This window comes from Nocardia sp. NBC_00565, from assembly GCF_036345915.1.
In the GTDB taxonomy this organism is placed as follows: Bacteria; Actinomycetota; Actinomycetes; order Mycobacteriales; family Mycobacteriaceae; genus Nocardia.
Genome location: NZ_CP107785.1, coordinates 8,904,901 through 8,917,911 on the forward strand (window position 1 = coordinate 8,904,901; position 13,011 = coordinate 8,917,911).

Sequence of the window (13,011 nt, forward strand, 5' to 3'; positions counted from 1 at the left end):
ACTGATGGGCGCCTGTGGCGAGCGACACATACAGGTGCGGTGACGGGGAGAGCGGCCCGCCGCTACGACGAGCTGCTGGGCGCGCTCACGTGAGTGACCTTGCTGCGCGAGCGGTAATCGCAACCCACAGGCGCCGCACCGCGAGAAACCTCTGTCCGCCTCCCGTCACCCTCCCCGCAACCGACGCCCTCGCACGGGCCAGACGTCGAATGGCAGGATCAGTAGGCGTGAAGGCGCAAGTGGAGACGGTTGTCGATTTGGGTGCCATTGCCCACAACGTGCGAATCCTGGGTGAATACGCTGGGGACGCGGCGGTGATGGCGGTGGTCAAGGCCGACGGCTACAACCACGGCGCCGTTGAGGTCGGACGGGCCGCACTGGGTGCGGGGGCCACGGAACTCGGTGTCACTTCGGTGGCCGAGGCGGTGCAGTTGCGGGCGGGCGGGATCACCGCGCCGATTCTGTGTTGGCTCAACAATTCCGATGCCGACTTTGCCGCCGCGATCGAGCACGATATCGAGATCGGCGTCTCTTCTCTCGCGCACCTGCGCGCGGTCGAGGCGGCGGCGCGCGGCACCGGCCGGACCGCAATCGTCACGCTCAAGGTCGATACCGGTCTCAATCGCAACGGCATCGCATCGCTCGAGTACCCGGCGGTACTCGCGGCACTGCGCGACCTGGTGGATGAGCGGGTGGTGCGGTTGCGCGCGATCTTCTCCCACCTCGCCCATGCCGACGAGCCGGAACATCCCTTCCTCGATATCCAGCGCGACCGCTTCATCGAGGCCATCGCCGCCGCCAAGGAGTACGGCCTCGAACCGGAGCTGGTCCACCTCGCGAACTCCGCCGCCACCCTCACCCGCCCGGATCTGGCGTTCGACCTGGTCCGCCCCGGCATCGCGGTTTACGGCCTGACCCCGATCCCGGAGCTCGGCGATTTCGGCCTGCGCCCCGCGATGACCTTCCAAGCCCGAGTCGCCTTGGTCAAGCAGGTCGCCGCCGGCGAGGGCGTCTCGTACGGGCACCAATGGGTCGCACCGCACGACACCACCGTCGCCCTGATTCCGGCCGGATACGCCGACGGCGTGTTCCGCCCGTTGAGCAACCGTTTCTCGGTGTGGCTCGGCGGTGCGCTGCGGCCCAATGTCGGTCGCATCTGTATGGACCAGTTCGTTGTCGACCTGGGCGACAATGCCGCGAGCGTCGCCGAGGGCGACACCGCGATCCTGTTCGGTGCGGACCAACCACGGGCCCAGGACTGGGCGGATCTGCTCGGCACCATCCATTACGAGGTCGTGTGCGCCCCACACGGCCGGGTTGCACGGCGCCACACCGGGGGTATCAGATGAGAAACCGCACCACCGTCGTCCGCGGCGGGCTGGCCTCCGCCGGTGTGGTCGGTGTGCTCGCGAGCGCACACGCCTTGCGCCGTATCGGTGCGCGGGTGCTCTGGCCCGCGCGCACCGACGAATACCGCGACGAGAACTTCGACCTGCTCGACGAGGATCGCTCCGGCGCCGTACTCACCGAAGACGGTGTGCGCCTTGCCACTCGGGAATGCGGTCCGCCCGACGCGCCGGTCACCGTGATCTTCGTACACGGCTTCTGTAACACCATGGAGTCCTTCCACTTCCAGCGCCGAGACCTGGAAAGGCGTTGGGGCCCAGGGGTTCGCCTGGTCTTCTTCGATCTGCGCGGTCATGGCCGCTCCGGCACCCCGACCACCGAGAGCTGTACCGTCGCCCAACTCGGCCGCGATCTGGCGGCGGTCATCGAGTCGAGTGCGCCGACCGGTCCGGTGGCCCTGGTCGGTCATTCGCTCGGCGGGATGGCGGTGCTGGCCGCGGCCGCGCAGTTCCCGGAGTTGTTCGCGGCGCGGGTGATCGGGGTCGGCCTGCTCTCGACGGCGGCCGCGGAGGTCACCGCGGCGGGCATCACGCAGCTGCTGCGCAATCCGGCGGTCGACGGCTTCCGGTTGGCGGTGCACACCGCACCCGCGCTGGTACAGGCCGGGCGCAGTACCGTCCGGCACGTGATCGCGCCGATACTGCACGTCAGCTCGTATCACGGGCATGTGAGCCCGACCCTGTCCCGATTCAGCACGCTGATGATCGACCGCACGCCTGTCGAGACGATCGTGAAATTCCTGAAGGCGATCGAACTGCACGACGAATCGGCCGCGCTGCCCGCGCTGGCGCACCTGCCCGTGCTCGTGCTCGGCGGCGCGCACGATGTCGTCATTCCCTTCCGCAATTCCCGGGCGCTGGCGCGCGAATTGCCCAATAGCGAACTCATCCGCCTCAATGACGCCGCGCATATGGCGCACCTGCAATTTCCCGATATCGTCAACGACGCGCTCGACCGGCTGCTCGCGCGCGCCGGTGTCATCGAGCAAACCGCATCAACCTCGGAGGTCGCCGGTGGCTGAACGGCAGCAACGCATCCTGCACACGGTCGCCGATACCGAGGCCTTCGGTCGGGAACTCGCCGCCGGACTGGTCGCGGGTGACCTGGTGGTGTTGGACGGACCGCTCGGCGCGGGCAAGACGGCACTCACCCGCGGTATCGCGGAAGGTCTCGGCGTGCAGGGCCGGGTCAGCTCACCGACATTTATCATCGCCCGCCAGCACCGAGCGGGCGAACGCGTCGGCGCCGAGCCGGTGCCGCTGGTGCACGTGGACGCCTACCGCCTCGGTGGCGACCTGGACGAGTTGGACGCCCTGGATCTCGATACCGATCTGCACCAGGCGGTCGTGGTGGTGGAGTGGGGCAAGGGTGTCGTGGAACACCTCGCCGAGCGGCACCTGTATGTCTTGCTCTCGCGCGAACCGAATTCCGATGTCCGCACCGCGATCTGGGAATGGGTCGGATAGTCCGCCGAGATACCGTACGGTCCCGTGTTGTAGCTACCGAGTAGCTCCGTACCGCGGGCAGGTACCACCCGGTATCGTTGGGTCAATCATGCTTGTACTAGCCGTCGACACCGCGACACCCGCCGTTACGGCGGGATTGGTGGAACTGGAGCAGGCCGATCCCGCACGGGTGCGCACCGTCGCCTCTCGCGTACGGGTCGACGCCCGCGCCCATGCCGAGGTGCTCACCCCGCAAATCCTCGAATGCCTCTCTGAGGCAGGTCGTTCCAGGGCCGATATCGAGGCCGTCGTGGTCGGCATCGGCCCCGGTCCGTTCACCGGACTGCGGGTCGGCATGGCGACCGCCGCCGCCTTCGGCGACGCGCTCGGCATCCCGGTCTACGGTGTCTGCAGCCTGGACGCCATCGCCGCCGACGCGGTGCTCGAACCCACGCTGCTCGCTCCCGAGAGCGAACTGCTCGTGGTCACCGACGCGCGCCGCCGCGAGGTGTACTGGGCCCGCTACCGTGACGGACGTCGCATCGAGGGTCCGGACGTGAGCAAACCCGGCGACCTGGATCCCGTGCACGCCACCATGATCGCCGGATCCGCCTCGCACGTCGACCTGTTCGATCTGCCCGTGCTGCCTGCGGAAACCCCCTCGCCCGCTGGACTGGTGCGCGTCGCGGCCGCCGAACTGCTGGCACACACCGTTCCGGACCCCTTGGTCCCGCTCTACCTGCGCAGACCGGACGCGGTTGAACGGAGTTACCGCACTCTCGACCGGACGGGGGCGTGAGCGCGGTGGCGCACAGCAGACCCGTGATCCGCATCGAGCCGATGGACGGCACCGATATCGAGCGCTGTGTCGAACTCGAACAGTTGCTGTTCCCCGAGGACGATCCCTGGCAGGCGGTGTCGTTCCGCTCGGAGCTGGCCGGGCCGCACAATCGCTATATCGTCGCCCGCGACGACGCCGGGCGAATGGTCGGCTATGCGGGCATCGCGCTACTCGGTGACTCCGAACACCCCGAGGCCGAGGTGCACACCATCGGCGTCGACCCCGGCTGCCATCGCTCCGGTATCGGCACGCTACTGCTGGAGGCGCTGCTCGCCGAGGCGGGCAAGCGCGGCGGCCCGGTCTTCCTCGAGGTGCGCACCGACAACGCCGCCGCCATCGCGATGTACGCCAAGCACGGGTTTCACATCATCGGCCTGCGCAAGAACTACTACCACCCCAGCGGCGCGGATGCCTACACCATGCGCAGGCCGGAACTGACCGCCGCGAACCAGGTGTGGGGCCCGCAGCCGAGCGAAGCGGCACAACCGAACGAGGTGCTGTCGTGATCGTCATGGGCATCGAAAGCTCCTGCGACGAAACCGGGGTCGGCATTGTGCGCCGCTACCCCGACGGCAGTTGTGAGCTGCTCGCCGACGAGGTCGCCTCCAGTGTCGAGCAGCACGCCCGCTTCGGTGGGGTGGTTCCCGAGATCGCCTCGCGCGCACACCTCGAGGCCATCGTGCCCGCGATGCGTCGAGCGCTGGCCGTGGCGGGTATCAGCAAGCCCGATGCGCTCGCGGTGACCATCGGCCCCGGACTGGCCGGTGCCCTGCTGGTCGGTGTCGCGGCCGCGAAAGCCTATGCGGCAGCGTGGGATGTGCCGTTCTACGCGTTGAACCATCTCGGCGGACACGTTGCGGTGGACACCCTCGAACACGGCCCGATGCCGCCATGTGTGGCTCTGCTGGTCTCCGGCGGGCACACCCATCTGCTGCATGTCACCGATCTGGCCGAGCCGATCGTCGAACTGGGCAGCACCGTAGACGACGCGGCGGGCGAGGCATTCGACAAGGTGGCCCGGCTGCTCGGTCTCGGCTTTCCCGGCGGGCCGGCGCTGGATGCCGCTGCGGCGCACGGTGATCCGAAGGCGATCGCCTTCCCGCGCGGTATGACCGGGCCGCGCGATCCGCGCTATGACTTCTCCTTCTCCGGTCTGAAGACCGCCGTCGCCCGCTATGTCGAGGCGGCTCAGCGCAACGGCTTCACTGCCGAGGATTTGCCGATTCCGGATATCGCGGCGTCGTTCCAGGAATCGGTCGCCGATGTGCTCACCATGAAGGCGGTGCGCGCGGCACAGGATGTCGGCGTCGACACCCTGGTGCTCGGCGGCGGCGCCACGGCCAATTCGCGAATCCGGTCGATGGCCGAGGAGCGTTGCACGGCAGCCGGATTGCGGTTGCGGGTGCCGAAGCCCCGGTTGTGCACGGATAACGGCGTGATGATCGCGGCGCTCGGCGCACATGTGATCGCGGGCGGTGCGCCGCCGTCGCCGTTGACGGTCGCGACCGATCCCGGGCTACCGGTATCGGTCAGCCGCGTCGGCTGAGTAGGGCCGCGCCTTCCGATCGGGCGGCGGCTGAATCAAGTTGGTTCGTATATCTGCTACGCGACCAATGCCTGACTGTCACTGGTACGCGCATCCAGCCGCCGCGCATCCAGTGGGACGGCAATATTCGGTGCTCGGCACCGGTTGTGAATTGTCGGCGGGATGCACGTCTTTTGACGTAGAGCACGTCCTTGTACGGTGTGGGGCCCTGTCTCGAGGGGTGTGCACACCCGGGCCAGCGGGTGAGGGCATACCCGGACGCGACTAGTCGGCCGACTTCGGTTGCTGTCCCGAGCTGGACTGGAAACCGGGCACGGACTGCATCTTCGGATCCCATGGCCCCGTGCTCGACCCCGAATTGGCCTTGGGCAGGGACGGGATTCGCGTTTGCGCGGGCGCCTGCGTAGGTGCGGTCGAGGTCGGGGGCACCGTCGATGAGCCCTGGGCCGGGTCGTGGTCGGGGCCCGGCGAGCCCGGCACGCTCGGGTTTCCGAACAGCGGCCCGAGTAACTCCGGGAACGGGATCGGGGGCAGGTTCGGGTCGGGGCGCAGTGTGGGTGCGTTCGGGGCCGTGGTCGCGGCCGGCGTCGATGCGGTCGAGATGGGCGGCTGGCTCCGGTCGGGGGTGAGCGAGGGGATATTGGCACCGGAGGGGCGGTTGGCGCTCTCCCGGCTCGGGCCGGAGGTCGAAGTGCCCGCGCCGGTCGCCGGCACCACCGACACCGGCGGGGTGGGTAGTTGGGCGCTGCTGGTGGTGCCGGCGGGGGAGATGTCGTCGCTGCCGGTCGGTGCGAAGGTTTTCACCCCGTAGCCGATGACCAGCCCAACCACCACGATCGCGCCCGCCAGCGTGCCGACGACTTTGGTGAAGGTGCCGATCGGCGCGTCGACGCCGCCGAGCGCGGCCACCGGAAAGACCGACGGCTGCGTCGAATCCGCCACCAGCGCGGCACCTTTGGCGATCACCGCCTCCGGGTCGTCGATGGTGTGCACCGGTAGGTCCAGTTCGGCGGCGAGGGTGGAGATGACCGCGGGGATATTGGCCCCGCCGCCGATCACGATCACGGCCTGCGGGAACTTGGGCGCCCGCGCGAAGACCGCGGCGGCGAAGACGGCGGTCTCGCGCAGCAGATCGGAAATCAGTTCCTCGAAGTCGGCCCTGGTCAGCTTCAACGGTTGTCCGGCGACATGGTCGATGGTGACGGCGGGCGCGATGGACAGATGTTCCTTGGCGGCGCGGCCGCGGTTGGTCAGCATGCCGCGGTTGGGGCGAGTGCCGCGCCGGGCGTAGTGCAGGTCGACGAGGTGGTGGTAGATCAACTCATCGATGGCGTTGCCGCTGACCGCGCCGATGCGTTCGGTGCGCAGGATGGTGGAGTCGGCCTGGTCGGCGACGGTGATGCTGAGTCCGGTCGCGCCGAGATCGACGATGGCGATGGTGTCGTAGCGGTCCACCAGTCCGGTGTGACGCAGATAGGTCAGTGCCGCAACGCCTTCCGGAATCAGCCGCAGCTCGCGTTGTTTGCCGGTGGCCGAGCGGATTACCTGCTCCTGCTCTTTGCTGCGATAGGCGACGGCGACGCTGGTGGGCGGGCGACCGGCGGCGGAGTCGACGCCGATCGACTTCGCGCCCGCGAAGCGCGCGCCGACCGGATGCGCCGGGAAGGCCACGTCATAGGAGAGTTGCGTGGTCGGGAGTTGGGTGGTCATCAGTTCGATCGAGGACGCTACGAGATCGCCGAGATCGGAGTGGGCCGCGTCCGCGGAGACCACCCGATAGTCGAAACTTTGCGCGCCGTTGGACGCGGTAGCGACCAGCGCCGAGCACACGACCTCGTTACCGGCCGAGATGCCAAGGGATGTTCGCATGTCACCTCCCTTCGAGCGGATGGTCATGGTGTCGCCGACCATCTCGAATGGACAGCCGAACTGCTCGCGTGGATGGCGAGCCATTCGGACGCGGGAACCGGCCGCCCCGTTGTCCGGATGGGGTCGCTGGGACGGCCATGGATCACGTGTGGTCTTGCCCTCTGGTGAAAGCTACTTCTGATTAACGCTTGTGCTGTGACGCTGGTTCGAACTCGTGCTGACGCGGATGCTGCTCCCGCGGAGCGGGGTATTGCTCTGTGGCGCTGGGTATTTCGTGATGCTCGGTGCTCCCCCCACGACGCCGGTTCATGACGAACACAGCGAGCGGAGCACAACTCTCGTCAATACTGTCACAATCCGTTATCCGAACGTTACAGATTTGCCGAAGTCTTGGGAAGCCCCCACACATCAGGGCGTGGTGGCGTGGCGTGGCGGGCGTCCGACGCCGATATGGCCGGACCAACGGTTTTGGCACAGTCCAACCTTGAGCGCTGGCACTCGCATGTATAGAGTGCTAGTCGGCACTGTGTTATGTGCGTGTGCCAGTTCGACTACTGAGCAGGGGTCCCGGCACCCGCGACGACGGGGCTGATGCGCAGGGTCGAGTCGAGTGGCCGCATTGCTTGCCGGTCGCTCGATACAACACCGATACCGATGGTTCGGGACAACAGTTCCGGACGACCGTAAATCCCCTGAAAGTGGAGGGCTCAACGTGGCGAGCGTGAACATCAAGCCGCTCGAGGACAAGATCCTCGTCCAGGCCAACGAGGCCGAGACGACGACGGCCTCCGGCCTGGTCATCCCCGACACGGCGAAGGAAAAGCCGCAGGAGGGCACCGTCATCGCCGTCGGTCTGGGACGCGTCACCGACAAGGGTGACCGCATCCCGGTCGATGTCAAGGAGGGCGACACCGTCATCTACAGCAAGTACGGCGGCACCGAGATCAAGTACCAGGGTGAGGAATACCTCATCCTGTCGGCGCGCGACGTGCTGGCCGTCGTCGCCAAGTAGCCGATAGGCACATGCGTTCCGCCCCGGTGTCTTTCGTGACCCCGGGGCGGTCTGCATTTGCCGCCTACTGACACAGGAGCGAACAAACACATGCCAAAGCAGATCCAGTTCGACGAGCAGGCTCGACGCGCCCTCGAGCGCGGTGTCGACAAACTCGCCGACGCGGTGAAGGTCACCCTCGGGCCGCGTGGTCGCCACGTCGTGCTCGCGAAGGCCTTCGGCGGCCCCACCGTGACCAATGACGGCGTCACCATCGCGCGCGAGATCGACCTCGAGGACCCCTTCGAGAACCTCGGGGCCCAACTGGTCAAGAGCGTCGCCACCAAGACCAACGACGTCGCGGGCGACGGCACCACCACCGCCACCGTGCTGGCCCAGGCGCTGGTCCGCGCCGGGCTGAAGAACGTCGCCGCGGGCGCCAACCCGATCTCGGTCGGCAAGGGCATCGACAAGGCCGCCGAGGCGGTTTCCGCGGCACTGCTGGAGCTGGCCACCCCGGTCTCCGGCGAGCAGGCCATCGCGCAGGTCGCCACCGTCTCCTCGCGCGACGAGGAAATCGGCGAGATGGTCGGCAAGGCGCTGACCACCGTCGGCAAGGATGGTGTCGTCACCGTCGAGGAGTCCTCGACGCTGCAGACCGAACTCGTTGTCACCGAGGGCGTCCAGTTCGACAAGGGCTATCTCTCGCCCTACTTCGTCACCGACGCCGACAGCCAGCAGGCCGTCCTGGAGGATGCCTACATCCTGCTGAACCGGGAGAAGGTCGGCTCGCTGCCGGATCTGCTGCCACTGCTGGAGAAGATCGCCGAATCCGGCAAGCCGGTGCTGATCATCGCCGAGGACGTCGAGGGTGAGGCGCTGTCCACCCTGGTCGTCAACTCGATCCGCAAGACCCTCAAGGCCGTTGCGGTGAAGGCCCCGTTCTTCGGTGACCGTCGCAAGGCGTTTCTCGACGATCTGGCCGTGGTCACCGCGGGCACCGTGGTCAACCCGGATCTGGGCATCACGCTGCGCGAGGCGGGCATCGAGGTGCTCGGCAAGGCCCGTCGCATCGTGGTCACCAAGGACGACACCACGATCATCGACGGTGCGGGCACCGCCGAGGACATCGCGGCCCGTGGCGCGCAGCTGCGTCGGGAAATCGAGGCGACCGAGTCCGATTGGGATCGGGAGAAGCTCGAGGAGCGGCTGGCCAAGTTGGCCGGTGGCGTCGCGGTGATCAAGGTCGGCGCGGCCACCGAGACCGCGCTCAAGGAGCGCAAGTACCGGGTCGAGGATGCGGTGAGCGCGGCCAAGGCCGCCGTCGACGAGGGCATCGTGCCCGGTGGCGGCACCGCCCTGGTGCAGGCCGCCGCCAAGCTCGTCGAGCTGCGCGACTCGCTCTCCGGCGATGAGGCCGTCGGTGTCGAGGTGATGCGGACCGCGTTGTCGGCGCCGCTGTTCTGGATCGCCGCCAACGCGGGCCTGGACGGGGCCGTTGTCGTCAGCAAGGTCGCCGACGGCAAGGAAGGCTTCAACGCCGCCACCCTCACCTACGGTGATCTGCTCGCCGACGGTGTGGTGGATCCGGTGAAGGTGACCCGCTCCGCCGTCGTGAACGCGGCGTCGGTGGCTCGGATGATCCTCACCACCGAGAGCGCCGTGGTCGAGAAGCCCGCGGAAGAGGAGCACGACCACAGCCACCACGGCCACTCGCACTGAGTCCAGCGCTCGGCTAGCGTTCGGCCACATGGCAGAAGGCCCCTGGGATCCGTCCCAGGGGCCTTCGTCTTGTGAACAATATGAACATAATTGGCGCACAAAGAGTCGAAAAATATCAATCGCGGCTCCCCGGGCCTATGCCGATCGGGGTGGAAGCCAGCCGAGAGACTAGGAAGCGACGGGGGGCGCTTCAGCGGCGATGGCCGCGAGCAAGCGCTCGCGCAAGGCGGCGGGCGGCTGGGCTGCCGTCGCCGCCGCGAGGGCGGAGAGGACTTCTTTCGTTTGCCGCACTTCGGTCAGGAATTCCGCGCGTAGCGCCGGGTCCTCACCTTCGAGCACTTCTTGTATCGCATTGTGGTCTTCGTCGTCGATCGATCCGAACGCGACGGCGTGCGCGAGATCGATCCGAGCTTGGTACATCTCACGTCACCCCCAAACTTTTCTTCAGTCGTGTCAGTCCGTCCCGTATACGGGACTTAACGGTCGGTAAGCCTACGCCGAGGTAGTTGGCCACCTCCGCATAGGTTCGCCCGCCGTAATAGGCGAGCGAAATGGCCTCTCGCTGGGTCTCTGTCAATGTCCCCAGACCTTTCAGGACGGCCTGCTGCTCGAGCCTGCGCTCCACTTCTTCGGTGACCTCATCGAATTCGTTGCCGAGAACCCTTATCCCATAAGCGACTTCGCGCAGGGTGTGGGCCTGTTCGGCGCGGACCCGGTCGACGGCTCGCCGGTGTGCGAGGGTCATCAACCACGTCACCGCGGATCCCTTGGCCGCGTCGAAACTTGCTGCGGTCCGCCAGATCTGGAGATAGACCTCCTGGGTGGTCTCCTCCGCGTATCCGGGATCGTGCAGGACACGAAGCACCAGACCGAAGACGCGCGCAGACGTCCGGTCGTAGAGCTCGGCGAATGCCTCCTGGTCGGACCGGCCGCAGCGTTGGAGAAGTGCGGCGAGTTCGATACTTTCGGCGGCGCGTGCCGTAACCGCAGATTCCACCCGGTCCGAATCGACCGTGAGTGGGATGGCTTCTCTTCGGAACGAGTCGCCCTCTGCGGCCGTCGGCCGCGTTGTCACAACGCTCCATTCTGTGTCATCGGTCACTACCGTAGCGGGTCGCTATGGCCCCCCTCTCGGTGGGGTCTCAGCAAACCGCCTATGGTCTAGCAACTTTCTGGTAAACCGCGACACGCCAAGGTGTTTCTGGTGGGGACACGCAGTGACATGCCGATAGCTACCACGAAACGCCGGTTGGACAACTTGCTCGGCTTGTGGCCGTGGCCGGTTGTTTGCTAGGCATTCGGCGCCCCGCGCCGCACGGATGGGAAGAAGTTCGTCTACACGGCCATGCGGCGACGGTTGCGCCGGGCGTGCATCTCGCGCTCGGTTTCCGACATTCCGCCCCAGATGCCATAGGGCTCGCTGACTTTGAGCGCGTGGCTGCGGCACTGCATGAGCACCGGGCAGGCCCGGCAGATCTCCTTGGCGCGCATCTCGCGCGCGGTGCGGGCACGGCCGCGTTCACCGTCCGGATGAAAAAACACCGCGGAATCCTGGCCGCGGCAGGATCCTCGCATCTGCCAATCCCAGACGTCCGCGTTCGGTCCAGGGAGGTGGGTAGGCATGGGCATGGTGAACTCCTCGTGGTGCGAGCCCGTCAGCGTTGTCGAGCAGTTGTTCTGCAACAGTTGTGGCCACGGCGCTGGATCGGCGGCGCGCCCTTGGCTCGCCCTTTGTTGGTCGCTGCAATTTCGCGCGGCGCCGACCGTGGCGATGAGTTACGTTAGGTCCAGCCGCGAAATTCCGTCAATAGTTCGATGCAGCAGTTTTCTAAATCTTAAGCTGCGAAATTTAACCTCGAAGCTATTTACTTCTTGCATGGGTCCGGTAATACTAGTCGGTTGACCAGAGGCCGGTGGGTCTTCGCATGGCATCAGTATTACGCATTCCCGCAGGTGGGAACGGTTTCGGACTTGCGTCCCAGCTTCGTGGCGGTTCGCGCTGGCATGGCGTCGGTCACAGCGCCGGTCGGCGGCTCAGACGGTCGGTCGATCGGAGATGGCAGAAACGGGGCGCTGAGGTTAATTGCGCGAAACGCATGTGAATTCCCGGCGCACGTGCTGTGGGATTGCTGACGCGACTTTTACTTGATGGAAACATGCACCGATCGAAATGCTGAATAGTTGCCGGACGTATCTGGCGGACTGTTTCTCACCGCATCGCCGACGGTGTTCCGCAGGATAGAGTTCTGCGGTGTTCGCGCCAGCTTCCCCTATATATATCGAGTCCGCCATGCTTGCCGACGCCGCCTTCGGCGCCTGTCCCGGACGCGCCGCTGCCGAGTTGCCGGTCGCCGCGCACCCGCTCGATTCCTGGTATCGGGCGGTGATCCTCGGTGGTCAGGGTCGCTACGCCGCAGCCCGCGAGGAACTGCACCGACTGCGCGCGAGCAACCCCGATCCGGTATTGCTGTCGCTGGCCGCGAGCACCGAGGGATCATTGCTACGTCAGCTCGGCTGGCACGCCCGCGCCGCGACCTTCGACGGTCGCGCCGCCGCCTTGGTCCTGCCGATCGGGTCCGGCGATCGGGCGGACCCGATCGGGCCGGATCGCACCGCGGCGGTCTGCGATGCGCTGACCGGTCTCGCGGCGGACGCACTCGGCACCGGCCGCCTCGCGCTGGCCACCCGTCTGCTGCGGCGCAGTCATGCCGCGATGACCCGCGCGGGGTCGCCGGCGGGCTGGCGCTCGCTGATCCGCTGGCACTGGGTGTGCGCCGAGACCGCGCTGGCCTCGGGCGCCGCCGACGCCGCGACACCGCATGCCGAGACGGCCCTCGCGCTGGCCGCGGCCGGGCCCTCGGTCCGGCACCGGGTCAAGTCCCGGCTGTTGCTCGCCGCCACCGCCGCGGCATCCGGCGATAACGACCGCGCGCTACGGCTCGCCGACGAGGTCGCCGAACAGTGCCGTGAGCACGGATTGTTGCCATTGCGCTGGGCCAGTTCGATGTTGCGCGCCGGGGTGTCGGTCGGGGCCCGCGCGACCGAGGCCACAACCGACGCACAGCGGTGCGCGGCGCGCATCACCCGTCGTGGCGGGCACTTTCGTCCCATGAGTGATTCCCAGCTCTAGTGAACAGACGACCGTGTTGCCCGTATCCATGGGTTGGGTCGCTATTGTTAGATCCGTTCC

The 13,011-nt window shown here is 67.1% G+C and carries 13 protein-coding genes; 9 read left to right on the forward strand and 4 right to left on the reverse strand.

What is annotated here, in order from left to right; all coding sequences use genetic code 11:
• The first annotated feature begins 209 nt into the window (after nt 1-209).
• The 6 genes from alr to tsaD all read left to right on the forward strand — a co-directional run bounded on the left by alr (nt 210) and on the right by tsaD (nt 5,239).
• Nucleotides 210-1,349: an alanine racemase gene (alr, locus tag OG874_RS40690; RefSeq protein ID WP_330252344.1), complete on the forward strand. Its 1,140-nt coding sequence runs from the start codon at nt 210-212 to the stop codon at nt 1,347-1,349.
• Nucleotides 1,346-2,428 carry an alpha/beta fold hydrolase gene (locus tag OG874_RS40695; RefSeq protein WP_330252345.1) on the forward strand — a complete coding sequence of 361 codons (1,083 nt, stop codon included), beginning with the start codon at nt 1,346-1,348 and terminating at the stop codon, nt 2,426-2,428. Before alr ends, OG874_RS40695 begins: the two co-directional genes overlap by 4 nt.
• The gene (gene tsaE, locus OG874_RS40700) at nt 2,421-2,873 is read left to right on the forward strand and encodes a tRNA (adenosine(37)-N6)-threonylcarbamoyltransferase complex ATPase subunit type 1 TsaE (protein WP_330252346.1); all 453 of its coding nucleotides are present in this window, start codon (nt 2,421-2,423) and stop codon (nt 2,871-2,873) included. Before OG874_RS40695 ends, tsaE begins: the two co-directional genes overlap by 8 nt.
• A gap of 88 nt (nt 2,874-2,961) precedes the next feature.
• A complete protein-coding gene (gene tsaB / locus OG874_RS40705) occupies nt 2,962-3,651 on the forward strand; it encodes a tRNA (adenosine(37)-N6)-threonylcarbamoyltransferase complex dimerization subunit type 1 TsaB (protein WP_330252347.1) in 690 nt (229 codons plus the stop codon).
• 41 nt (nt 3,652-3,692) lie between these two features.
• Nucleotides 3,693-4,199, forward strand: coding sequence for a ribosomal protein S18-alanine N-acetyltransferase (gene rimI, locus OG874_RS40710; RefSeq protein WP_330257623.1), 507 nt, complete (start codon nt 3,693-3,695; stop codon nt 4,197-4,199).
• Nucleotides 4,196-5,239 (forward strand): tRNA (adenosine(37)-N6)-threonylcarbamoyltransferase complex transferase subunit TsaD, encoded by a 1,044-nt coding sequence (gene tsaD / locus OG874_RS40715; RefSeq protein WP_330252348.1) that lies wholly within the window; start codon nt 4,196-4,198, stop codon nt 5,237-5,239. The genes rimI and tsaD overlap by 4 nt, the downstream gene beginning before the upstream one ends.
• Nucleotides 5,240-5,503: 264 nt before the next feature.
• Here tsaD and OG874_RS40720 read toward each other — a convergent pair whose 3' ends face one another.
• Nucleotides 5,504-7,108 (reverse strand): Hsp70 family protein, encoded by a 1,605-nt coding sequence (locus OG874_RS40720; RefSeq protein ID WP_330252349.1) that lies wholly within the window; start codon nt 7,106-7,108, stop codon nt 5,504-5,506.
• 712 nt (nt 7,109-7,820) lie between these two features.
• On the opposite strand from OG874_RS40720, the gene groES reads away from it, so the two are divergent.
• Together groES and groL are read left to right on the forward strand one after the other, a co-directional pair.
• Entirely contained in the window at nt 7,821-8,120 is a 300-nt protein-coding gene (groES, locus tag OG874_RS40725) for a co-chaperone GroES (RefSeq protein ID WP_330252350.1), read from the forward strand.
• A gap of 90 nt (nt 8,121-8,210) precedes the next feature.
• Complete coding sequence (gene groL / locus OG874_RS40730) at nt 8,211-9,821, forward strand: chaperonin GroEL (RefSeq protein ID WP_330252351.1); 1,611 nt, start codon at nt 8,211-8,213, stop codon at nt 9,819-9,821.
• A 168-nt stretch (nt 9,822-9,989) separates the two neighbouring features.
• On the opposite strand, the gene OG874_RS40735 is transcribed toward groL, so the two are convergent.
• From OG874_RS40735 to OG874_RS40745, 3 genes are all read right to left on the reverse strand, one after another.
• Nucleotides 9,990-10,241, reverse strand: a complete 252-nt coding sequence (locus tag OG874_RS40735; protein WP_330252352.1) for an RskA family anti-sigma factor — start codon at nt 10,239-10,241, stop codon at nt 9,990-9,992.
• A 1-nt stretch (nt 10,242) separates the two neighbouring features.
• Nucleotides 10,243-10,818, reverse strand: coding sequence for a sigma-70 family RNA polymerase sigma factor (locus tag OG874_RS40740; RefSeq protein ID WP_330257624.1), 576 nt, complete (start codon nt 10,816-10,818; stop codon nt 10,243-10,245).
• A 338-nt stretch (nt 10,819-11,156) separates the two neighbouring features.
• Entirely contained in the window at nt 11,157-11,450 is a 294-nt protein-coding gene (locus tag OG874_RS40745; protein WP_014981828.1) for a WhiB family transcriptional regulator, read from the reverse strand.
• Between the two features lie 622 nt (nt 11,451-12,072).
• Here OG874_RS40745 and OG874_RS40750 point away from each other — a divergent pair.
• Entirely contained in the window at nt 12,073-12,951 is an 879-nt protein-coding gene (locus tag OG874_RS40750) for a hypothetical protein (protein WP_330252353.1), read from the forward strand.
• Nucleotides 12,952-13,011 lie beyond the last annotated feature (60 nt).